This is a genomic window from Halopseudomonas aestusnigri, from assembly GCF_002197985.1.
GTDB lineage: Bacteria > Pseudomonadota > Gammaproteobacteria > Pseudomonadales > Pseudomonadaceae > Halopseudomonas > Halopseudomonas aestusnigri.
Genome location: NZ_NBYK01000003.1, coordinates 202,557 through 225,542 on the forward strand (window position 1 = coordinate 202,557; position 22,986 = coordinate 225,542).

The window sequence follows — 22,986 nt, forward strand, 5'->3', positions numbered from 1 at the left end:
TCAGGTGTCCGCCCAGTGGCGAATCAGGTTGTGATAGACGCCGGACAGGCGCATGACCTCGCCGTGGCCGGCGCCCAGCTCGGCGGTCAGCGCCTGAACGCTTTGGTCCAGTTCGAACAGGGTTTCGCGCTGCTGATTGCTGCGCACCATGCTCTGCAGCCAGAACACCGCGCAGGTGCGCGCCCCGGAGCTTACCGGAGTCACTGCATGCAGGCTGGTGGACGGGTACAGCACCAGATCGCCGGCCTCCAGCTTGATGCGCTGGCTGCCGAAGTTGTCCTCGATGACCAGTTCGCCGCCTGCGTACTCCTGCGGGCTGCAGAGGAACAGGGTGGCCGACAGGTCGGTGCGGATCGGAGTCGGGCTGCCGGGTGCGTAGCGGATCGCGTTGTCCACATGCAGGCCGTAGGTTTCGCCGGTGCGGTAACGATTGAACATCGGCGGGAAAATCTTCAGCGGCAATGCCGCAGATATAAAGGTCGGGTGTTTGCCGAGCGTGGACAGGATGATCTCGCCCAGCTGGCGGGTCAGCTGGCTGTCGAGTGGCAGCTGCTGGTTTTGCTTGACCTGTTGCGCCTGAGCACCGGCTGTGGCGTTGCCATCCTGCCAGTCGGCGGCGTCCAGGTGGCCGCGTATGCGCTCCACTTCGGTCGGGCTGAAAACACCGGGAATGACGATGATCATAAAAGTCTCCCTCGGAAACGGAACAGCGGCGGGGGTAGCCCCGCCGCTGTCGTCGTGCTCAACGTTGCCGCATCAGAACTTGTAGCGGGCAGTCAGCTGAGCGTTGCGTGCGTCACCCTTGTACACGATGCTGCCACCACGGTACACCGCAGTGTAATAGTCTTCGTTGAACAGGTTCTGCAGGTTGGCGCGCAGGTCCAGATTTTCGTTGACCTTGTAGCTGGCAAACAGGTCGTAGACGGTATAGCCGTCCAGCACGATGTTGCCGTTGGCGCCGGTGTCCGGCTGGCCACCAAAGATTTCGCTGGAGTAGGTCATGGTGCCGCCGAAGGCGAAGGCCGGCGTCAGCTGATAGCGCAGCTGGGCGTTGGCACTCTTCTCGGCGAAGTTGGCCTTGGGCAGACCTTCGTTGGCCGGGTCAAACGACTCCAGGGTCTCGGAGTTCATCACGGCTGCACCGATCTGGCCGCTCAGGCGGTCGGTGATATTGCCGGCCAGACCCAGCTCGATACCGTGCACACGGTTTTTGCCGGTATTCAGGCTGCCGCCGCTCTGATAGGAGTCGTTGCCGCCTTCGATGACGTCTTCCTTGGTGGTCTGGAATACCGCTGCAGTCAGCAACAGACGGTGATCCAGCAGGTTCCACTTGGTGCCCAGTTCCCAGTTGGTGGACTGCTCCGGCTCGGCATTGGCGTAGTTGCCGGCGTCGTCGGTGCAGATGCCGCCGTAACCGCAGTTGGTGCCGGCATCGGCCTCACCGCCGTTGATGTTGGAGGAGGTGCTCCAGCTCAGGTAGACGTTACCGTGCTCCCATGGCGAGTACACCACGCCCATGTGGCCGTTCCAGAAGGCATCGTTGTACTTGTAGGTAGCAGCAGGAATGATCACGCCGCCGCGACCGGTGCTCTCGGCCTTGTCCATGAAGTAGTCGAAGCGGTCATAGCGCACGCCACCGAAGATTTCCCAATCCTCGTTCAGCGTGATGGTATCCATCACGTAGGCCGAGACGGTTTCCAGTTCCAGCTTGGTGACCGCATCTCCGCGACTGGTGGTGCCGCTCCAGGCGCTGTTATCCGGGTTGTAGGGGTTAACCGGTACGCTGCTCGGGGTGACGCTGTAGCCGCCTGCATCGGTCTGCTCGTTGGCAAACTCCATGCCGGTAACCAGCGTATGACGCACCTCGCCCCACATCTTGTCGATGGTGAGGTTGGTCTGGTTGCCGATGTAGTCGTTTTCCTGCCAGCCGGTAAAGGCGCGGGTGCCGCCGCTGCGCGAGCTGTAGGCGGAAATGATGTAGCTGTTCTCGGTCGAACCGATACGGCTCTTGTTCTCCAGCTTGAGGCCGTCACCCAGTTCCCACTCAAAACCGAGAGTGAAAATGTCCGCACCGGTGCGCTGGAAGTCCAGACCGCTCTGGCCGACATACTTGCCATCATCGTCCGGCTTGCCATTGGTCATGAAGGTACCCGGATCGGTACGGTCATCGCTGCGTGCGTAATAGTAGTCAGCCAGAACCTTGAACTCGTCGAGCGGCTGGTAGATACCGGAGATCAGCGCGCCGGTGCGACGCTTTTCAGCCGGGCCGCGGTCCGGCACTTCGGCTTCGGTGTACAGGCCGTTGAAACGGATGGCCAGGTCGTCGGTCAGGACGCGGTTGGTATCCAGGGTATAACGCTCGAAGTCGTCGGTACCCAGGCCACCTTCAACGGTGGTGAAGTCATCCCACAGGTTGGCCTTCTTGGTTACGCTGTTGACCGCGCCGCCGGTGGAGCCGCGACCAGCGAAGGTCGAGCTCGGGCCCTTGGCGATTTCGACCTGCTCCAGCGCGAAGGTTTCGCGGGTAATCAGGCCCGGGTCGCGCAGACCGTCGGTGTAGATGTCGCTGCGGGCTTCGTAGCCGCGGATGATGTAGCGGTCGCCGAAGGAGTTGCCGCCTTCACCGGTGCCCAGGGTGATACCCGGCTGGGCGCTGAGGATGTCCTTCAGCTCGGTCTTGCCTGAGTCTTCGATGGCGCTGCGGGTGATCACGGTCATGGTCTGCGGCGTGTCTGCGATGTCGCGGGTGCGACGGCTGTCAGACAGGGTGCGGGCCTTGTACGGTGCAGCTTCTTCAGCGTAGGGGTTGGCGTCGGCCTGAATGCCGGTGTCTTCAACGTGCAGCGTATCGAGGCTGACTTCCTGAGCGTACAGCGGGTTGGCGATGCCGCCGGAGATGGCCAGTGCCAGCGAGGTGGCGACCAGACTGTGTGGGGAAGCAATCTTGCGCATGCTGAGGTCGCTACCCGGCAGGGCAGCAGCGTTGGTGGTTTTGTTGCTCATGCTCTCTTTTTCCTGGTTCCAATGGTGTTTTCACGTTGGCGACGTCGCGTTCTTCTCTGGAATACGTCCGTTGACTGAAAACACCGGGTTTAACGCCGCGTTGCGGTTTTTCCTTTCAGGCACTGCTGTTGCTCTTTGGTCCGCGCTTCAGCGGCTGTTCACCACCTTGAAGTCGACCGGAATACGCAGGGTCATCTGCTCTTCGGTCATGTCCTCGCTGAATGGCGGGAACGGTGAGGCGTCTTCCAGCATCTTCAGTACCGCCTGATCCAGCCGCGCAAAGCCGGAGCTTTCGCGGATCTGGGCCCCTGTCACAGAACCATCGCGATGAATGGTGAAGCTCAGAATCGCGACGCCTTCCTCGCGGCGACGGCGCGACGCATGGGGGTAACGCTTGTTGCGGGCCAGACTCGCTGCCACCTTGGCCTTATAGTCGGTTGACGCGCCGCCCATGCCGCCGGCCGTGGCTGCGTTACCCACTCCCGTAGACTGCTTGAGCTGCGCTTGATTGGCGTCGCTCTGACCGGTCTCGACGGCAGGCGCAGCCGGTGCAGGCTCAGGGGTGGGCTGGGGCGCTTCGACCTGCTCGCGCGGCGGTTCCGGGCGCGGCTTGGGTTTGGCCTGCACGCGCGCCTGTGCCTGCTGGCGCGGCGGTTCCGGCGCTGGTTCCGGTGGCGGCGGCGGAGGTGTCGGCTTGGGGGGCGCGACTTCCTTCGGCTGCTCGGTTTCCTGGGCTTCGCCCAGATCACCCAGCATGCCCAGATCAATCTCGATACCCATTTCACCCTGCGCTGCGGCGGTGCCCTTGGGCGGGTTGAAGGCCAGCAGGGCGAATACGGCAATGTGCGCGAGAGCGGCGAGCAGAACGGCGCCAATCCAGTGATGTGCACGGATCATGGCAACGCCTCGCCGGGTTGGGTCAGCAGGGTGACGCGGCGGAAACCGGAAGCCTTGATACGCTGCAGCAGCGCCTGCAGGTTCTCGACCGGGACCTCGCCATCGGCCTTGACGGCCAGGGTGAAGCTTTCCCGGTCTTCCACTTGCTCAAAGGCGGTAATCAGCGGCGCTTCCAGCTCCTCCAGCGTGATCTGCTGGTCGTTGAGCCAGATGGTCAGCTCGGCGTCGATCAGAATCTGCAGTGCGTCGTCGTCAATCGGTGCTTCGGCAATGGATTCGGGTGGCGACACAAAGGTGGCGTCGGATTGGCTGATCTGGCCGGCAACCATAAAGAAAATCAGCATCAGGAACACGATGTTGATCAGCGGGATCAGCTGATCGTCGCCGTTATCCTTGCGGGTGCTGTTTTCGGCAACCAGCTTCATGGCAGCACTCCGGTCATGGAGACTTTCTGGGCACCGGCGCGGTGCAGTTGATCAAGCAGCGTTACCAGCGTCTGGGTCTTGACCTCGGGCGCGGCTTCAACGGCGAAGACGGCATCCGGGCTGGCGGCAACCAGCGCGCTCAGCGCGGCCAGATCCTGCAGCTGATAGCTTTTACCCGCATGGGTGACGCGGCCAGCGTCGGACTCTACGCGCACCACTTCAATCTTGTCCGGCGTCTGCTCGGACTGCTCCGCCGACGACAGGGTGATCTGCCGCCAGTGCATGAAGTTGGACGAGAGCATGAAGAACAGCAGCAGAATGAACACCACATCAATCAGCGGTGTCAGGCTGATGCCGCGACGCTTCTTGCCGGGGAAGGCCTCAAGCTGCATTGGCGACTTTTCCGCTGGCGACCGGGGGCTTGGGCTGGTGGGTGAACACCTGGGTAACGGCGTCGTTCAGGCTCGCGGCGATGCGCTCGACGCGGCGCTCCATCCAGCTGTGAACCGCTACCACCGGAATGGCGACCGCCAGACCGACCGCCGTCGTCAACAGCGCTTGCCAGATACCACCGGACAGCACCGACGGATCAACCCGGCTGCCAGCGGCTTCCATGTTTTGGAAGGCGACGATCATGCCCAGAACGGTACCCAGCAGACCCAGCAGCGGCGCCAGGTTGGCAATCACTTCGAGTGGGCGGAGCAGCAGTTTGAGCTGGTTCAGGCGGAAACTGGCAACCCGCTCCAGCTCCTCGCGCAGCAGCTGCTGGTCGGTGCCGCTGCGCTTGCCGCGCATGGCCAGCAGCAACACCGCCGGCACGGTCTGACGGGTATTGAGCTGGGCGATGGCCTCGTCGGCCTTGCCCTGGTGCCAGAGCGCCAGGCTGCGACGCACGGCGCGGGTGCCTTCCGGCGCGGGCATATAGAACTGCCACAGTTTGATCAGCAGGATGCTCAGGGCAACAACCGACATGCCCAGCAGAATCCAGACCACCGGACCGCCGACGATCAACCACTCGCGCAGGGTGTCCAGCAGGGTCGTTGCCGTCTCAACATTGTCAACAGCCGCGTTCAGACTGGCATCCAGGGGGGCGGAGGTCAGAGCGGGATCAGCAGCGACGGTAGCCGCTGATGCGTCAATGGCAGCATCAGGAACGGTGCTGCCGAGCGCGGAGGCTGCGGGTTCGATTGCGGGGGGCGAGGTGGCTTCTACTGTCACTGGAGGTCTCCGGAGAGAAAATTGAGGCGCAAATGATAGGTGTTCTCATTACTTCTTGCAACAAATTCAACGCAAGGGGGGATACGCCCGGGAGCATCCGGGCAATACCGTTGTCCCAGATAAATGGTTTCCTGCTATTGACCGCCGGGTCGCTTGGTTTTAAGGTTCGCTCCGAACGTTGAGGCTGGCACGATCCATACGGCTCAAGTACTGACGACGAGACAGCAAGACCGCAGAACAGAGCGGGCTTATTGCTTTCGGCGCACGCCTTGGGAAGTAGGCGAACCAAAGTGGGGATACTGATCAGACGTTCGCACCCCCGGGTTGTGTGTTGGCTGAAAGCGTTCAGAGTCGCTTCCGTCGGAAGGCGTACCTCAGGCTCCTGCTCATCGAGCGGGGCGTGCGTGTGCACCTCTGCCCTGCATATCTGATCCTCTTTTCGTCCCCACGCGGTCCGTCACCCGAACTTAATGCTTTGGAGCCGACGCCATGTCCATCAAACTTGACGACTACTTCGATCGTGACACCTTCAGCCGTCTGAAGGCCGCCGCTGACCAGCGTGAAACCCCCTTCCTGGTCGTTGATCTGAAAACCATTGACCGTGCCTACGACGAGCTGGTCGACGGCTTTCCGTTCGCCAAGGTCTACTACGCCGTAAAAGCCAACCCCGCCAACGAAGTGCTCTCGCTGCTGCGCGACAAGGGTTCGAACTTCGACATCGCCTCCATCTATGAGCTGGAGAAAGTGCTGGCGCTGGGCGTCAAGCCGGAGCAGATCAGCTTCGGCAACACCATCAAGAAAGCGCGTCACATCCGCGCCTTCTACGAAAAGGGCGTGCGCCTGTACGCCACCGACTCCGAAGCCGACCTGCGCAACATCGCCAAGGCCGCGCCGGGCTCGAAAATTTATGTACGCATCCTGACCGAAGGCTCCACCACCGCCGACTGGCCGCTGTCGCGCAAGTTCGGTTGCCAGACCGACATGGCGATGGACCTGCTGGTACTGGCCAAGGAGCTGGGCCTGGAGCCCTATGGCATCTCCTTCCACGTGGGTTCCCAGCAGCGCGACATCGGCGCCTGGGATGCCGCCATCGCCAAGGTCAAGGTGATCTTCGAGCGTCTGAAGGAAGAGGACAACATTGTCCTGAAGATGATCAACATGGGTGGTGGCTTCCCGGCCAACTACATCACCAAGACCAACACCCTGCAGACCTACGCGGAAGAAATCACCCGCTTCCTGCAGGAAGACTTTGGTGACGAGCTGCCGGAAATCATCCTCGAACCGGGCCGTTCGCTGATCGCCAACGCCGGTATTCTGGTCAGCGAAGTGGTGCTGGTGTCACGCAAGTCGCATACCGCGCTGGAGCGCTGGGTGTACACCGACGTGGGCAAGTTCTCCGGCCTGATCGAAACCATGGACGAATCCATCAAGTTCCCGCTGTGGACCGAAAAGCAGGGTGAGCTGGAAGAAGCCGTGATCGCCGGCCCGACCTGCGACAGTGCCGACATCATGTACGAGCACTACAAATACGGCCTGCCGCTGAACCTGGCCATTGGCGACCGCCTGTACTGGCTGTCTACCGGCGCCTACACCACCAGCTACAGCGCCATCGAATTCAACGGCTTCCCGCCGCTGGAAGCGATCTATGTCTGAAGCGCGCAGCGCTTCAGACAGCGGCAAGCTGTGAGCTTCAAGCTGCAAGTGAAAACCCCGCGTCGGCAACGGCGCGGGGTTTTTGTTTATGGGGTACAGGTCGCAGTTTCAATGTGCCATCAGCTGGAATGGTGGGCAGCGGGTCACTGGTTGCTCTCTGGTTTGTTACAGTCCGTGCAGGACACACAAACCGCATATAGGGAGCCGTATGCTTGAGATCGCGTTTTGGGGGCTGGTCGGACTGGTGCTGATTGGGCCGTTTTTTATGAACATCGTCGGACCTTTCATCGTCTGGCGCACCCAGAGAATACCCACCATCGTCCAGTTTGAATTGGTCAGCGACGACGACTTTTTCGAGCGTTGCACCGAAGGCGTTCCCTATTTTGACGAGCAGATGATAGATGCCGGATTCGTTGTGGTAGGTAACTCGTCGCTGCACGATAGCCACACCGATACCTGGTTTCGCGTCTACTGGCACGCGCAATTGAAGCTGGCCGGGACTGTGGTCGGCATCAGCGCAACCAATCAGCCGGATCTCACCTACTGCGAGTTCTCGCAGAAATTCTCCGACGGCCGCTGGCTGAACGTCTCCAACAGCAACCGCCCGGAAGCCTATCCGGCGCTACCGATCAAGCAGAGTTGTCAGTTCCCGGAGGTGCAGGTCGTTGAGCAATTGCTGTCGTTGCACGCGCAGCTGCGGCAGCGCCTCAAGGGTGGCCTGCAGCCAGTCGACTACCAGGCGGAGCAAGGCTTCGCCGAAATCACCGCCTTCCTGCGCGAAGAGTCTGATGCGCTGTTGGATAAGGGCCTGGTCAAACCCGAAATCGATGCCGACGGCAAGCGGTCACTCACCTTGTACGGGGCCTTTGTGATGACGTGGCGCTCGGTGTGGCCGGGGAGGGCGATTGTGGCAGCGTTGAAGCGGCGAGGTGCTAAGCGGGCTGTAGCGCGTGGCTAATGATGGCTGTTTTCAAAGTGGTTCACCTACGAAGCAATGTTCGCGATGCCACGCTAGGAGGGTCGCGTCGGGTGAGAACTTACTTGGAAGCTGCAAGACCGCCCCTTGGTGGGCGAAAAAGGTAGCGGCCATATACGCATTGCGTTGTTGGTCACGCAGTTCATTCGATAGCAGTAGTCGGTAGTCGTCGGAGAACGTGATAAGACCGCTGTCGAAAGCCTTGTCAAACATCAGGCTTAAGCACAGCCCGTTACTTGGGTTTAGCCGGTTTTGGATGTCGATGCGCCATGGGCGAATATGACTGGCGATCAGGAATCGGTCATCACTCAGTCCTGTGATACAGCAGCTATTGTTGTAGGCCGATAGAACTGCTGCACGAAATAGCTGTTGGCCCTTGCGGACTTTGGTTCTAGCGAAATGATCAGGCTCTTGATAAGAGGCTGGTTCTTCAGGCTCTTTGGTTGTCTCTGTACCAAGCGCAGAAGCCAGGGCTTGTTCTGCTAGTGGCATTAGCGTGGATGTGTCACTGGTAAAGGTTTGCCACATCTGACGATCAAGCTCTGACGCTCCAGGTAGGCCCTTTCGGCCAGTGCCGGTTATTTGGGGGTCGAGACTAGCAAGATTGCTCAGCTTCATTGCCAGCGAGTCCGGCGTGCGTTGCAACGACTTGGCGGCCTGAATAATCAGCGGCTGGCGACGGTGAAACTGGCCAAATGGCAGTTGGCAATACAAGCCGAGCGCGACGAGCAACTCGTCCTGAGTCCAGCGCTTTGCCATACAACCTCCTTGTGTGTGGGTAGTGAGCATCCTACCGCAATACAAACAAAAAGCCCGCCCCTGAACCCAGGGGCGGGCTTTTTAACATCGGGCAGCGCTGTTGCTTCTAGCTTGCAGCTTGAGGCTTAAAGCTTGCCGCTCCAGAAGTAGCCGTTAGGCAAACTTCTGGATGTTGGCCATCAGCTCACGCAGGGCTTCGATGTTGTCTTTCGGGTGAACGGCGCCTTCGAAGCTGCACAGCTGCTCGAAGTTGGCGGCGACGTCTTCCGGGGTGAAGCCCTTGTCGGGGTCGAAGCCGATACCCAGGGAGCGCTCCCAGCGTACCTTGCCCATCCAGCCGCCGCCGACTTCGAACAGGCTGCCGGTTTCCTTGCACTCTTCGGAGCACAGGTAGGCAACCAGCGGGCTGACCAGTTCAGGCTTCAGCTTTTCGAATGCGCCTTCCGGGAACAGACCTTCGGTCATGCGAGTGCCGCCAGTCGGGGCAATGGCGTTGACGAAGATGTTGTTCTTGCGGCCTTCGATAGCCAGGGTACGGGTGAAGCCGTACAGGCCCAGCTTGGCCATGCCGTAGTTGGCCTGACCGAAGTTGCCGTAGATGCCGGAGGTGGACGAGGTGAAGATGATGCGACCGAAGTTGTTGTTCTTCATGTGGTCCCAGGCGGCCTTGGTAGTCTTGTAGGCGCCTTCGACGTGGACTTTGTAGATCAGGTCCCAGTCGGCATCGGTCATCTTGGCGAAGCTCTTGTCGCGCAGGATACCGGCGTTGTTGACGACGATGTCGATGCGACCGAAGTTGTCCATCGCGCACTCGACGATGCGATCACCGTTGATGACGTTGTCCGGGTTGGCGATGGCGGTACCGCCAGCGGCTTTGATTTCTTCGACAACCTTGAGCGCGGCTTCGCTGTTGGCGCCTTCGCCGTTGGTGCTGCCACCGAGGTCGTTGACGACGACTTTGGCGCCGTGTTTCGCGAACAGCAGGGCGTGGGCGCGGCCAATACCGCCGCCAGCACCGGTTACGATGACGACTTTGTCGTCAAAACGGATATCGCTCATGGGTTGTCCCCTTGGTTTGTGCGGGTTGAAAAAGGCAGCCAGTGTCGAACAGTTGTTTGAACATGGCAAGGGGTGGGGCAGTGGTGAATAGTGGCTTATAAATGGGGCTGGCGGCGGTGTTGGGTGTATTGCAGGGGCAGCGGCCACGACATGTCGTGGCCCTACGGTGGAAGGTGGTGATGTTTGTCGTGGGCGCGGGCCAGGTGACGTATCACCGTATACGGTATGCCAGGAACCTATTTAGAGGGCTGCGTTAGCTGGTTGGGTGGGCCACCTGCCCCCGCCTGCACAGGGCCACGGCATGCCGTGGCCCTGCGCACGGTGGTGGAGTCAGACGGTCAGATAGCGCTGGATCAGATCGTCGTTCAGCTCAGTCATCGGGCCGTTGGCGACCATGCGCCCGCGTTCCATGATGAAGAAACTTTCCGCCGCCCGGCGGGCGAACGGCAGCTTCTGCTCGACCAGCAGCACGGTCAGCCCCAGCTCGGTGTTGAGCTTGCGGATCACGTCGCTGATGTCGCGCACGATGTTGGGCTGAATGCCCTCGGTCGGCTCATCGAGAATCAGCAGCTTGGGGTCGAGCACCAGCGCGCGGCCAATCGCCAGTTGCTGCTGCTGACCACCGGACAGGTCGCCGCCGCGACGGTGTTTCATTTCCTTGAGTACCGGGAACAGCTCGTAGATGTGCGCGGGAATCTGCCGGGCGCGGTCGGGGCGGGCGCCGAGAGAGATTTTCAGGTTCTCTTCCACCGTCAGCAGCGGAAAGATTTCGCGTCCCTGCGGCACGTAGCCGATCCCGGAGCGGGCGCGGTTTTCAGTCGAGAGCTTGGTGATGTCGCGGCCCATCAGGCTGATCTGCCCGCTTTTCACCGGCAGCAGGCCGGTGATGCATTTGAGCAGGGTGGTCTTGCCCACGCCGTTGCGGCCGAGCAGGCAGCTGCAGCTGCCTTCTTTCAGCTCCAGGTCGAGATCCCAGAGGATGTGGCTCTGGTTGTAGAACTGGTTGATGCCTTGAATGCTGAGCATGGTCATTCCCCCAAATAGACTTCGACCACACGCGGGTCATTCTGCACCTGATCCATGCTGCCTTCGGCCAGCACCGAGCCCTGGTGCAGCACGGTGACCTTGCGGGCGATGGAGCGCACGAACGCCATGTCGTGTTCGACCACGATGACCGAGTGACGGCCGGCCAGCGAGGTCAGCAGTTCGGCGGTGTGCTCGACCTCTTCGCCGGTCATGCCGGCGACCGGTTCGTCGACCAGCAGCACGCGAGGGTTCTGCATCAGCAACATGCCGATCTCCAGCCACTGTTTCTGGCCGTGGGAGAGGGCGCCGGCTTCCATGCGGAACTGTTCCTTCAGGCCGATCAGCTTGAGCACCTCGTCGATGCGGTCGAGCTGTTCGCCGGTCAGGCTTTTATTCAGCGTGTACCAGACGTGCTTGTTGGAGGCGGTGGCCAGCTCCAGGTTCTCGAACACCGAGAGCGCCTCGAAGATGGTCGGCTTCTGGAACTTGCGGCCGATGCCGCCGCGGGCGATCTCGTGCTCGGACAGTTTCAGCAGGTTCATGCGCTGGCCGAACCAGACGCTGCCGGTGTCGGGGCGGGTCTTGCCGGTGATGACGTCCATCATGGTGGTCTTGCCGGCGCCGTTGGGGCCGATGATGCAGCGCAGCTCGCCGTCATCGATGTACAGGTTCAGGTTGTTCAGCGCCTTGAAGCCGTCAAAGCTGACGCTGACGTCTTCCACGTAGAGGATCGGGCCGTGGGTGGTGTCGACCCTGGCGGAGAAGTCCGGCGCGGGCTGGACGAAGTCAAAGACTTGATCGCGGCGCCAGGTTTCGCGCAGTTGTTCAAGCGGGTTCATTGTTTGTCTCCCTTGCGGCTGAAGCGGTCGAACAGGCCCACGATGCCCTTGGGCAGCAGCAGGGTTACCAGTACGAACAGACCGCCGAGGATGAACAGCCAGGTTTCCGGTGAAAAGGTGGTGAAGAAGGTCTTGGCGTAGTTGACGCTGAACGCGCCGACGATGGCGCCGAACAGGGTGCCACGGCCGCCGGTTGCGACCCAGACCACCATTTCGATGGAGTTGAGCGGGGAGAATTCGCCCGGGTTGATGATGCCGACCTGCGGCACATAGAGCGCGCCGGCCACCGCCGCCAGCATGGCGGAGAAGACAAACAGCCAGAGTTTGTAGCTTTCGACCTGATAGCCGCTGAAGCGGGTGCGGCTTTCGGCATCACGGATGGCGATGATGACCCGGCCCATGCGTGAGGTAACGATGTAGCGGCAGGCCATGTAGCCGAGGATCAGGGCAATCGAGGAGGCGACGAACAGCCCGACGCGGGTGGTCTTGGCCGCCAGATCAAAGCCGAGGATTTCTTTGAAGTCGTTCAGGCCGTTGTTGCCGCCAAAGCCCATCTCGTTACGGAAGAAGGCGAGCATCAGCGCGTAGGTCAGCGCCTGGGTGATGATGGCGAAGTAGACGCCGGTCACCCGTGAGCGGAACGCCAGCCAGCCGAATACCAGAGCCAGCAGGCCCGGCACCAGCAGCACCATCAGCATGGCGAACCAGAACATGTCGAAGCCCTGCCAGTACCAAGGCAGCGATTCCCAGTTGAGCACCACCATGAAGTCCATCAGCTCCGGGTGGCCGTAGACGCCGCGGTCGCCGATCTGGCGCATCAGGTACATGCCCATGGCGTAACCGCCCAGGCTGAAGAAGGCGCCGTGGCCGAGCGACAGGATGCCGGCGTAGCCCCAGATCAGATCGACCGACAGAGCCAGCAGGGCAAAGCACAGGAACTTGCCGAGCAGGCCGACGGTAAAGTTGGAAACATACAGCGGTGAGTCGGTCGGCACCGCCAGATTGAGAATCGGCACGATGATGGTGGTGAGCAGCACCAGGCCCAGCACCAGCATTCCGCCCCGATCACTGAGCAACAGTCGTTGGGTAAGCATACTTCCCTCGTTCAATTCGGTTGTAAAAAGGAAACGGCGGCGGCGATCAGTCAGCCGCGGCGCGCCCTTTCTGCGGGAAGAGTCCCTTGGGTTTCTTCTGGATAAACAGGATCAGCATGATCAGCACCAGCACCTTGGCGAGCATGGCGCCGGCCCAGGGCTCGAGGAAGTTGTTGATCAGGCCGAGGCTCATTGCGCTGACCAGCGTGCCCCAGAGGTTACCCACGCCGCCGAATACCACCACCATGAACGAGTCGATGATGTAGGCCTGGCCGAGGTTGGGGCCGACGTTGGTGATCTGCGACAGCGCGACTCCGGCGACCCCGGCGATACCGGAACCCAGCCCGAAGGTCAGGGCGTCGATCCAGTTGGAACGCACACCCACTGCGCGGGCCATGGCGCGGTTCTGCGAGACGGCGCGGACCTTGAGACCGAGGGTGGTGCGTTTCATCACCAGCAGCAGGGCGAAGAACACCGCCAGCCCGAACAGCAGGATGTACAGACGGGTATAGGTGATCGACAGCACCGGGTTGATGCTCAGGGTACCGCTGATCCACTCGGGTGAGGTGACCGAACGGTTGAGCGGGCTGAACAGGGTGCGTACCGCCTGCTGCAGCACCAGGCTGAGGCCAAAGGTCGCCAGCAGGGTTTCCAGCGGGCGGCCGTAGAGGAAGCGGATCACGCCGCGTTCGATGGCGATGCCGACCAGCGCGGTGATCAGAAACGCTGCCGGAATGGCAATCAGCAGGCTCCATTCGATCAGATCGGGGAACAGCACCTGAATACCCCAGGTGGTGTAGGCGCCGATCATGATCAGCTCGCCGTGGGCCATGTTGATCACGCCCATCACGCCGAAGGTGATGGCCAGGCCGATGGCCGCCAGCAGCAGGATCGAGCCCAGGCTGAGGCCAAAGAATACGTTCTCGATGAAACGGTAGAACTCGATGCGGCCCTGAATGGATTCAATCGCCTTGGCGGCAGCGCTGCGCAACTCGGCGTCTTCGTCGTTCTCGGCGACGCTGCGCAGGGCGTTGCGGGCTTCCTGCTCAAGAGAACCGCTGAGGGTGTCAATGGCGGCCATGCGTTGATCGCGGTCGCCGGTTTGCAGGTCGAAGAGGGCCAGCGCGGCGTCGATCGCGTCGCTGACGCGGCCGGACCCTTCGGTCGGCTGGCGCTCGCGTAGCAGGGCGGCGGTCTCGCCGTCTACACCGTCACGGATAAAGCGCTGTACGGCGTCATAGCGCTTGTCGCTGTTGGGATGGGTCAGGTTGAGCTGAGCAACCATGCCGCGCAGCTGGGTGCGCAGGCTGTTGTTCACCGGGATGCGGCGCAGGCCGGCAGCGCCGGTCAGGTCTGAGCCATCCAGGGCGTTGGTCAGTTGGTCACCGCTGCGAATGGCGATGACCGGTGGCTTGTCCTTGCTGGCCAGCAGGTCGCCGGCAACAAGGGCGTTGAGAATATCGGCCAGACGTTCGTCTTGATGGGTGGCCAGTTGCTCGACGGTGGCTGCGCGCTGTCGCAGGTTGCCGGTCGCCAGTTGGCTGACCAGTTCGTCGAAGGTGGGTTGGGCAGGGGCTGGTTCAGCCTCCTGGGCGCTGGCGTGCAGGGGCAGACTGCACACACACAGCAGCAGCAAACGGGTAAGCCATTGCTGCACGGCATGCCGGGGTGTCAGACGGCAGATGGAGTTCATGGCATCGTCCTGATTGAGGTTCACGCTGAACATGCAACCGGGGCGTGATGGGCGCCCCGGTTACAGGGGCGGGCGCTGGGCCCGCCGTCAGATGGCGGCTGATTACTCGGCGGTGGCGCCGACGCAGCTCTTGGTCTGGGTGTTGTAGTTGCCGCAGCTGATCGGCGCGGTCCAGTCGGAGATCAGGTCCTTGCTGCCTTCCAGGTAGTCGGACCAGGCGTCGCCCGGGGCCAGCTCTTCGGTGCGGGAAACGGTCAGGAACTGGCCGTCGTCCTGGATTTCACCGATCAGGACCGGCTTGGTGATGTGGTGGTTCGGCAGCATTTTGCTGGTGCCGCCAGTCAGGTTCGGAACTTCAACGCCAACCATGGCATCGATGACCTTGTCGGTATCGGTGGTGCCGGCTGCTTCAACCGCTTTGACCCACATGTTGAAGCCGATGTAGTGGGCTTCCATCGGGTCATTGGTGACGCGCTTGGTGTCGCCGATATAGTCGTGCCAGGCCTTGATGAAGGCTTCGTTTTCCGGGGTCTCTTCGCTCATGAAGTAGTTCCAGGCAGCCATGTGGCCGACCAGCGGAGCGGTGTCGATACCGGACAGCTCTTCTTCACCAACGGAGAAGGCTACAACCGGGATGTCTTCGGCGGACACGCCCTGGTTACCCAGTTCGCGGTAGAAGGGCACGTTGGCGTCGCCGTTGATGGTGGAGACCACGGCAGTCTTCTTGCCAGCGCTGCCGAAGCGTTTGATTTCAGCAACGATGTTCTGCCAGTCAGCATGGCCGAACGGGGTGTAGTTGATCATGATGTCTTCTTCAGCCACACCGTTGGCCTTCAGATAGGCTTCCAGAATGCGGTTGGTGGTGCGCGGGTAGACGTAGTCGGTACCGGCCAGAACCCAGCGCTCAACGCCGACTTCATCCTTGAGGTAGTCAACCGCCGGAATGGCTTGCTGGTTCGGCGCAGCGCCGGTGTAGAACACGTTGCGGGAAGACTCTTCGCCTTCGTACTGAACCGGGTAGAACAGGATGCCGTTCAGTTCTTCAACGACGGGCAGAACCGATTTACGCGAAACGGAAGTCCAGCAGCCGAAGATGGCGTCCACGCCGTGCTGTTCCAGCAGTTCACGGGTACGTTCGGCGAACAGCGGCCAGTTGGAGGCCGGGTCAACGACAACGGGTTCGAGCTGTTTACCGAGCAGGCCGCCTTTCTTGTTCTGCTCTTCGATCAGCATCAGCATGGTGTCTTTCAGGGTGGTTTCCGAGATAGCCATGGTGCCGGACAGCGAATGCAGCACGCCGACCTTGATGGTTTCCTCGGCCTGTGCGCTGAGTGCGCCAAGGGCCATGCTGCAGGCGACGCCGAGTGCGCCGACCTGTTTGACGATCTTCTTCAGAGTCATGTTCCTTTCCTTTCTCTGTTGTTGTCTGAAATTCTGGCTGTTGCGTGATGCTGCTGGTCTGGCCGTGGGACGCTTGACCATGCAGGCCGTCGTTGGCGAGGCAGCCTGTGAACAGGACAGAGCAGAGAACGTGCCAGCTTTGCCATTGGCTGACATTGTTCAGGACAAAGGGCGCTGGAATGGGGGCTGTGGACAGCTCGGTCGAGAATGGGAACGGTTTGCGCGGTGGTGGTCTGCCGTGCCGTGCAGTGGTGCAGTGCACGAATTTGGTGCGAAAGGGTGGTGCGTGGTCAGGATTTTGTGCGGGAAGGGCTCAGGGCGTGCCGATAACCCGGGCCGCCTTGCGCGGCCCGGGTCTGTTGCGTCAGATCAGCTCGATGGCGACCGCGGTAGCTTCACCACCACCAATGCACAGCGAGGCAACACCCCGTTTGCCGCCGGTCTGCTGCAGGGCGTTGATCAGGGTGACGATCAGGCGTGAACCGGTAGAGCCTACCGGGTGCCCCTGGGCGCAGGCGCCGCCGTAGATGTTGACCTTGGCGTGGTCCAGGCCGTGCTCGCGCATCGCCAGCATGGTGACCATGGCAAAGGCTTCGTTGATTTCGAACAGATCGACATCCGCAGCTGTCCAGCCGGTCTTGTTGAACAGGTTGGTCATGGCGCCAATCGGGGCCAGGGTGAACTCGCTCGGATCCTGGCTCTGGGTAGCATGGCCAACGATACGGGCCAGCGGCTTCAGACCGCGGCGCTCGGCTTCCGCGGCGGTCATCAGCACCAGCGCGCTGGCGCCGTCGGAGATGGAGCTGGCGTTGGCTGCGGTGACGGTGCCGTCTTTCTTGAACGCGGGCTTGAGCGTCGGAATCTTGTCCAGATTGGCGTTCAGCGGTTGCTCGTCGTCTTTGACCACAACCTCGCCCTTGCGGGTCTTGACGGTGACCGGGATGATTTCGTTGGCCAGCACGCCGCTTTCGATGGCGGCCTGGGCGCGCTTGAGCGACTCAATCGCGTAGGCGTCCATGTCCTCACGGGTCAGACCGTTCTGGTCGGCGGTGTCCTGAGCGAAGGAGCCCATCAGGCGGCCGGTGCGAGCGTCTTCCAGACCGTCAAAGAACATGTGGTCCTTGATTTCGCCATGACCCATGCGCAGGCCGCTACGGGCTTTTTCGATGATATAGGGCGCGTTGGACATGCTTTCCATGCCACCGGCAACCATGATGCTGGCGCTGCCGGCCTTGAGGGCGTCGTGCGCCTGCATCACGGCCTTCATGCCGGAGCCGCACAGTTTGTTGATGGTGGTGCAGCCGGTAGCCGCGGGCAGGCCGGCGTTCAGACTGGCCTGGCGGGCCGGGCCCTGCTTGAGGCCGGCGGGCAGAACGCAGCCCATGATCACTTCTTCGACCGCTTCGGCAGGAATGCCGGCACGGCTGACGGCTTCGCGAATGCTGATGGCGCCCAGTTCAACTGCGCTGATGCTGGACAGGCTACCCTGAAAACCACCCATGGGGGTGCGAACGCCACTGACGATTACGATGCTTTGGTCCGACATTACCGGCTCCTGAATAAATGGATGAGACAACGACAAGAGGGTGATCTGGAACTATGAATCCAGGTTCAGTCACAAAACGACTTTGTTTACAATTATACGCATGATGGGTTTAAAGAAAATCCGTATGATGATTTTCGCTTTCTACGGCTTGGCCAATGCAGCTACTCTCGCAAGGCCACGCTGACGATTTTCAACTTATGCCATGCCCTGACAATCCTAAAAATAGTAGGTCATTCAATGCTCAATACTCGTATCCTCAAGCCGGCCGACGAGGCACGCTCCACTCCGCTGCTGATCAAAAACCTGCTACTGACCGGGCAGCGTTACGAGCGCACGCAGGAAATCATCTATCGCGATCTGGTTCGCTATGACTACCGCACCTTCAACGAGCGCATCTGTCGTCTGGCCAACGCCCTGACCAAGGCCGGCGTCAAGGCCGGGGATACCGTTGCGATGATGGACTGGGATAGCCATCGCTATCTGGAGTGCATGTTCGCAGTGCCGATGTTGGGTGCTGTCATGCATACCATCAACGTCCGTTTGTCACCGGATCAGATTCTCTACACCATGAACCACGCTGAAGACGTGGTGGTGCTGATCAACAGTGAGTTCGTGCCGATCTACAAGGCCATTGAAAATGACCTGACCACGGTCACTACGACTATTCTGCTGACCGACGAAGACGATAAAACCGCCGACCTCCCCGGCTTTGCAGGAGAGTATGAGCAACTGCTGGCCGCGGCTGAGCCAACCTACGAGTTTGCTGATTTCGATGAGAACTCGGTTGCAACGACCTTCTATACAACGGGCACCACCGGTAATCCCAAGGGTGTGTACTTCACCCATCGTCAGCTGGTTCTGCACACGTTGGGGCAAGCGGCTTCACTGTCGGCGCTCGACAGCATTCGCCAGCTAGGCAACCGTGATGTGTACATGCCGATCACGCCGATGTTCCACGTTCATGCCTGGGGCATCCCGTATACCGCCACCATGCTGGGTATCAAGCAGGTCTATCCGGGCCGCTACGAACCAGAGCGTCTGGTGCAGATGATCAAGGATCACAAGGTGACGTTCTCGCACTGTGTTCCGACCATCCTGCAGATGGTTCTGAACGCCGAAGGTGCGAAGGACTTCGACTTTGGCGGCATGCGCGTGATCATCGGTGGCAGCGCACTGAACCGGTCGCTGTATCTGGCGGCCAAGGCCAAGGGCATGCAGCTGGGCGCCGCATACGGCATGTCGGAAACCTGCCCGATGATTTCTGCCGGCTACCTGAACCTGGAGCTTGAGCAGGCATCGGAAGACGAGCAGATCGCTCATCGCATCAAGGCTGGTGTGCCCGGGCCGCTGGTCGAGGCGCAGATCATGGCGCCGGATGGCACTCTGCTGCCACAGGACGGTGAAACCCAGGGCGAGCTGGTGCTGCGCGCACCCTGGCTGACCCAGGGCTATTTCCGCGAGCCAGAGAAGAGTCAGGAACTGTGGGCCGGCGGCTGGATGCACACCGGTGACGTGGCAACCATCAGCCCGATGGGCTTTATCGAGATTCGCGACCGCATCAAGGATGTGATCAAGACCGGCGGTGAGTGGCTGTCGTCCCTCGAGCTTGAGGACCTGATCAGCCGCAGTCCGCTGGTTGCTGAAGTAGCGGTGGTGGGCGTGCCTGACCCGCGCTGGGACGAGCGCCCGTTTGCATTGATTGTCCCCGCCGCCGGCCAGACAGTCACCGCAGACGCGATGGCCGAGCACCTGATGCCCTTTGTTGAAGAAGGGCATATCAACAAGTGGGCGATTCCGCGTCAGATTGCGGTAGTGGCGGATATCCCCAAGACCAGCGTCGGCAAGCTCGACAAGAAGCGCATTCGCACTGAAATCGCCGGTTGGCTGGACGCCGGTGCGGAGTGCATTTCCTCGCTCGCCTGATTCGTCTGCCAGTGAATGACCGCATCGTTTTTACGATGCGGTTTTTTTGCCTGTTCGCTACCCATGGCAGGGTGAATCATAACGGGTGTTTTGTCTCGTTATTGTAGCGGCGTGACCGCTCGGTCTGTTTCTGTATGGCCCGTTCTAGATGGGTTTTATGGGTTTTGTGCGGGTTTTTTATATTTGCCCGATGGGACGAACGGGCTTGCTTAGCCCGTAGCCAATCAGTAGAGTCTCTGGCCTCTCAAGTCGTATAAGAATCCTAATAAAACCCGTCGCTGCGTTGCCCCTGTGTCTATCATTTCGGGTAATGCGGGCGATGTTGCGCGTCTGAAAGTCTGACGGCAGGCACCGTGTGTGCTCCTTGAGGGATTAACACCGGTCATGGTTGTGGCAATGCGCATGCTGATGGCCGGTTACCCCAAACAACTCCAAGCAAAACAGGGCGAACCCATGAAACCCATCACTATTGCTTCTTTGACTCTGGCCACTGCGCTTGCTGCGCCGACGGCGTTTGCGGCGGTCAGCGCGCAGGACGCCGCCAAGCTGGGCTCCAGCCTGACCCCGGTTGGCGCAGAGGTTGCCGGCAACGCAGCCGGCATCATTCCCGAGTGGACCGGCGGCCTGGCAACCGACGCTGCGCCGGTCGATGCCAACGGCTTCCTGGCCAATCCCTACGCCGGCGAGCAGCCGCTGTTTGTCATCACCGCAGCCAACTACGAACAGTATGCCGAGAACCTGGCGCCGGGCCAGATTGCCATGTTCAAGCGCTACCCCGACACCTTCAAGATGCGCGTCTTTGCCAGCCATCGCTCTGCTGCCTTCCCGCAGGCGGTATACGACGCTGCGGCTGCCAACGCGACCAGTACCAAGCTGGTTCAGGGTGGTAATGGTCTGACCGACTACACCCTGGCCTATGCCTTCCCGATTCCGGCCGATGGGCTGGAAGTCGTCTGGAACCACATTACCCGCTACCGCGGCAACGCGTTCCAGCGCACCGTAGTGCAGGCTACCCCGCAGACCAACGGCAACTTCAACGTGGTGCGTTTTGTCGAGGAGTACGCCGTACCGGCCGGTCTGGAGGATTACGACGCCAGCGCGCCGACCGACATGCTCTATTACTTCAAGCAGCAGGTAACCGATCCGGCGCGTCTGGCGGGTAACGTTCTGCTGGTTCACGAGACCATCAACCAGGTAGCGACGCCGCGTATGGCGTGGTTGTATAACGCAGGCCAGCGTCGCGTGCGCCGCGCTCCCCAGGTGTCCTACGATGGTCCGGGTACCGCGGCCGACGGCATGCGTACCTCCGACAACCTGGACATGTACAACGGCGCCCCCGATCGCTACGACTGGGAGCTGGTTGGCAAGCGCGAAATGTTCATCTCCTACAACAACTTCGAGCTGGGCTCGCCGCAACTCAAATATGACCAGATCTTCCAGGCCGGCCATATTAACCAGGACCTGACCCGTTATGAGCTGCACCGCGTCTGGGAAGTGGTTGCCAACGTCAAGCCGAGTGAGCGTCATATCTATGCCAAGCGTCATCTGTTCCTTGATGAGGACTCCTGGCAGGCTGCCCACATCGATCATTACGATGGTCGCGGCGAGCTGTGGCGTGTAGCCGAGGCGCACTCGGTTCAGCGTTATGCCGACAAGGTGCTGGGCTACACCATGGAAACCCTGTACGACCTGGTCGCCGGCCGTTACCTGGTGATGGGCGCAAACAACGAAGAGCGTGCCAACTACAACTACGGTTACAAGACCTCGAGTGTCGAGTTCACTCCGACTGCCCTGCGTCAGTCCGGCGTGCGCTAAGCGTTCGTTGCAGTAAACACAACGCCCGGCTCTGCCGGGCGTTGTGCATTTCACAGGGGGGCATTGGGCATCGGCGGCTGGCCGCCGGGCGTCAGGCTCCCTATACTCCGGAACAGGATAGTCTCCGTCGTGCCAGTTGCGCGGCGTATGCCCATTGCCATTTTCCGGACGCAAGATGACCCCAGTACCTGCCCTGATTCGTGAAACCTTTCCCGTTGGCCCGCTACAGTGCAACTGCACCCTGATTGGTGATCCGATCAGCAAGAAGGCGATTGTGGTTGATCCGGGCGGAGACCATGAATTTATCGTCAAGCGTCTGAACGAGCTGGGGCTCAAGCTGGTCAGCATCATTCACACCCATGCCCACCTCGACCACTTTCTGGCCTCCGGTGAGCTGAAAAAGCTGACCGGCGCGACCCTGCATCTGCACAAGGAAGACCAGTTTCTCTGGGACAGTCTGGAGATGCAGTGCAAGATGTTCGGCATTCCCTACAAACCGGCGCCGGCGCCGGACCAATGGCTGCAGGATGACGAGGAGCTGGCCTGTGGCTGCGGTGTTGCCCTGCATACGCCCGGGCATACCCCGGGCTCGATGAGTTTCTGGTTTCCGGAGGGCAAGTTGCTTATCGCCGGTGATACGCTGTTTCGCCGAGGCATCGGCCGTACCGATCTGTGGGGCGGAGACCATCGTCAAATTGAACGATCAATTCGCGAAAGACTCTATACGCTTGATGAAGATGCGGTTGTGGTGACCGGGCACGGGCCCGACACGCGCATTGGTGACGAGATTCGCGAGAATCCGTTTATTCGCGGCTGATGTCCGCGCGTTTTCCGTTCCAGTCTGTGCGGGCTGGACACAGAACCAACCAGAACAAGGGAATTACCATGAAAAGCCAAGGTTTGATTATTGCGGGTGCCTGCGCACTGATGATTGCCGGGTGCACCAACAACCCCTACACCGGTGAGCAGCAGGCAGGTAAATCGGCTGTTTACGGCGGGATTGGCGCGCTGACCGGTGCTGCCATCGGCGCGGCGACCTCCAGCAGCGATGATCGTGCCAAGGGCGCTCTGATCGGCGCGGCCGTGGGTGGCGCTGCTGGCGGTGGCTATGGCTACTACGTTGACAAGCAGGAACAGCGCCTGCGTCAGGAGCTGACCGGCACCGGCGTGCAGGTCATCCGTAACGGCGACACCCTGCAGCTGGTCATGCCCGGCAACATTACCTTCGCCTCGGGCTCCTCCGACATCTCCAGCAGCTTCTATCCGACGCTGAATTCGCTGGTCAAGGTGTTCCAGGAGTTCGATAAGAACGGCATCAATATCGTTGGTCACACCGACAGCACCGGCTCCATGGAGCTGAACATGCGCCTGTCGCGCGAGCGTGCCGCCAGTGTTGCATCCTATATCGCCGGCCAGGGCGTCAGCGGTGCGCGTATCAGCAGCGCCGGTGTTGGCCCGAGCCAGCCGATCGCCAGCAACGATACAGAAGCGGGTCGCGCGCAGAACCGTCGCGTCGAGATCACCCTGCGTCAGCTCTGATCACGGCATGCAAGCCAAAAGGCCAACCGGGAAACCGGTTGGCCTTTTTTGGATTCGTCGCGGGTTAATGGGGGAATTACTTCCTTATTGAGCTGGGGCTGATTCAGCCTTTCGCCTTTA

Annotated in this window: 20 protein-coding genes; 6 read left to right on the forward strand and 14 right to left on the reverse strand. The window is 60.8% G+C overall.

Annotated elements, in window-relative coordinates; all coding sequences use genetic code 11:
- From B7O88_RS07100 to B7O88_RS07125, 6 genes are all read right to left on the reverse strand, one after another.
- Complete coding sequence (locus B7O88_RS07100) at nucleotides 1–684, reverse strand: Fe2+-dependent dioxygenase (protein WP_088274651.1); 684 nt, start codon at nucleotides 682–684, stop codon at nucleotides 1–3.
- 72 nt (nucleotides 685–756) lie between these two features.
- On the reverse strand, nucleotides 757–3,003 hold the full coding sequence (locus tag B7O88_RS07105) for a TonB-dependent receptor (RefSeq protein ID WP_088274653.1): 2,247 nt from the start codon (nucleotides 3,001–3,003) through the stop codon (nucleotides 757–759).
- Nucleotides 3,004–3,150: 147 nt separating this feature from the next.
- Nucleotides 3,151–3,900: an energy transducer TonB gene (locus B7O88_RS07110; protein ID WP_088274655.1), complete on the reverse strand. Its 750-nt coding sequence runs from the start codon at nucleotides 3,898–3,900 to the stop codon at nucleotides 3,151–3,153.
- Nucleotides 3,897–4,325, reverse strand: coding sequence for an ExbD/TolR family protein (locus tag B7O88_RS07115; protein ID WP_088274657.1), 429 nt, complete (start codon nucleotides 4,323–4,325; stop codon nucleotides 3,897–3,899). Before B7O88_RS07115 ends, B7O88_RS07110 begins: the two co-directional genes overlap by 4 nt.
- On the reverse strand, nucleotides 4,322–4,717 hold the full coding sequence (locus B7O88_RS07120; RefSeq protein ID WP_088274659.1) for an ExbD/TolR family protein: 396 nt from the start codon (nucleotides 4,715–4,717) through the stop codon (nucleotides 4,322–4,324). The genes B7O88_RS07115 and B7O88_RS07120 overlap by 4 nt, the downstream gene beginning before the upstream one ends.
- Nucleotides 4,707–5,543, reverse strand: coding sequence for a MotA/TolQ/ExbB proton channel family protein (locus B7O88_RS07125; RefSeq protein WP_200818432.1), 837 nt, complete (start codon nucleotides 5,541–5,543; stop codon nucleotides 4,707–4,709). Before B7O88_RS07125 ends, B7O88_RS07120 begins: the two co-directional genes overlap by 11 nt.
- 489 nt (nucleotides 5,544–6,032) lie before the next feature.
- Between B7O88_RS07125 and B7O88_RS07130 the strand changes: the two genes are divergently transcribed.
- Together B7O88_RS07130 and B7O88_RS07135 are read left to right on the forward strand one after the other, a co-directional pair.
- Nucleotides 6,033–7,196 carry a type III PLP-dependent enzyme gene (locus tag B7O88_RS07130; RefSeq protein WP_088274661.1) on the forward strand — a complete coding sequence of 388 codons (1,164 nt, stop codon included), beginning with the start codon at nucleotides 6,033–6,035 and terminating at the stop codon, nucleotides 7,194–7,196.
- Between the two features lie 208 nt (nucleotides 7,197–7,404).
- Nucleotides 7,405–8,154 carry a hypothetical protein gene (locus B7O88_RS07135; protein ID WP_088274663.1) on the forward strand — a complete coding sequence of 250 codons (750 nt, stop codon included), beginning with the start codon at nucleotides 7,405–7,407 and terminating at the stop codon, nucleotides 8,152–8,154.
- Nucleotides 8,155–8,166: 12 nt separating this feature from the next.
- Here B7O88_RS07135 and B7O88_RS07140 read toward each other — a convergent pair whose 3' ends face one another.
- From B7O88_RS07140 to B7O88_RS07175, 8 genes are all read right to left on the reverse strand, one after another.
- Nucleotides 8,167–8,931 (reverse strand): HNH endonuclease, encoded by a 765-nt coding sequence (locus tag B7O88_RS07140; RefSeq protein WP_088274665.1) that lies wholly within the window; start codon nucleotides 8,929–8,931, stop codon nucleotides 8,167–8,169.
- 153 nt (nucleotides 8,932–9,084) lie between these two features.
- Nucleotides 9,085–9,990: an SDR family oxidoreductase gene (locus B7O88_RS07145; protein ID WP_088274667.1), complete on the reverse strand. Its 906-nt coding sequence runs from the start codon at nucleotides 9,988–9,990 to the stop codon at nucleotides 9,085–9,087.
- Between the two features lie 330 nt (nucleotides 9,991–10,320).
- Entirely contained in the window at nucleotides 10,321–11,016 is a 696-nt protein-coding gene (gene urtE / locus B7O88_RS07150; RefSeq protein ID WP_088274669.1) for an urea ABC transporter ATP-binding subunit UrtE, read from the reverse strand.
- A gap of 2 nt (nucleotides 11,017–11,018) precedes the next feature.
- A complete protein-coding gene (urtD, locus tag B7O88_RS07155; RefSeq protein WP_088274671.1) occupies nucleotides 11,019–11,855 on the reverse strand; it encodes an urea ABC transporter ATP-binding protein UrtD in 837 nt (278 codons plus the stop codon).
- On the reverse strand, nucleotides 11,852–12,964 hold the full coding sequence (urtC, locus tag B7O88_RS07160; protein ID WP_412779065.1) for an urea ABC transporter permease subunit UrtC: 1,113 nt from the start codon (nucleotides 12,962–12,964) through the stop codon (nucleotides 11,852–11,854). Before urtC ends, urtD begins: the two co-directional genes overlap by 4 nt.
- Before the next feature lie 31 nt (nucleotides 12,965–12,995).
- The gene (gene urtB / locus B7O88_RS07165) at nucleotides 12,996–14,642 is read right to left on the reverse strand and encodes an urea ABC transporter permease subunit UrtB (protein WP_088274898.1); all 1,647 of its coding nucleotides are present in this window, start codon (nucleotides 14,640–14,642) and stop codon (nucleotides 12,996–12,998) included.
- A gap of 102 nt (nucleotides 14,643–14,744) precedes the next feature.
- Nucleotides 14,745–16,043, reverse strand: a complete 1,299-nt coding sequence (urtA, locus tag B7O88_RS07170) for an urea ABC transporter substrate-binding protein (protein WP_088274675.1) — start codon at nucleotides 16,041–16,043, stop codon at nucleotides 14,745–14,747.
- 364 nt (nucleotides 16,044–16,407) lie between these two features.
- A complete protein-coding gene (locus B7O88_RS07175) occupies nucleotides 16,408–17,589 on the reverse strand; it encodes an acetyl-CoA C-acyltransferase (protein ID WP_088274677.1) in 1,182 nt (393 codons plus the stop codon).
- Nucleotides 17,590–17,826: 237 nt separating this feature from the next.
- Here B7O88_RS07175 and B7O88_RS07180 point away from each other — a divergent pair, with 237 nt between their 5' ends.
- The 4 genes from B7O88_RS07180 to B7O88_RS07195 all read left to right on the forward strand — a co-directional run bounded on the left by B7O88_RS07180 (nucleotide 17,827) and on the right by B7O88_RS07195 (nucleotide 22,866).
- Complete coding sequence (locus B7O88_RS07180) at nucleotides 17,827–19,512, forward strand: fatty acid--CoA ligase (RefSeq protein ID WP_088274679.1); 1,686 nt, start codon at nucleotides 17,827–17,829, stop codon at nucleotides 19,510–19,512.
- Nucleotides 19,513–19,965: 453 nt separating this feature from the next.
- The gene (locus B7O88_RS07185; RefSeq protein WP_088274899.1) at nucleotides 19,966–21,327 is read left to right on the forward strand and encodes a DUF1329 domain-containing protein; all 1,362 of its coding nucleotides are present in this window, start codon (nucleotides 19,966–19,968) and stop codon (nucleotides 21,325–21,327) included.
- Between the two features lie 175 nt (nucleotides 21,328–21,502).
- A complete protein-coding gene (locus B7O88_RS07190; protein WP_088274681.1) occupies nucleotides 21,503–22,144 on the forward strand; it encodes an MBL fold metallo-hydrolase in 642 nt (213 codons plus the stop codon).
- A 68-nt stretch (nucleotides 22,145–22,212) separates the two neighbouring features.
- Nucleotides 22,213–22,866 carry an OmpA family protein gene (locus tag B7O88_RS07195; protein WP_088274683.1) on the forward strand — a complete coding sequence of 218 codons (654 nt, stop codon included), beginning with the start codon at nucleotides 22,213–22,215 and terminating at the stop codon, nucleotides 22,864–22,866.
- The last annotated feature ends 120 nt before the right edge of the window (nucleotides 22,867–22,986 follow it).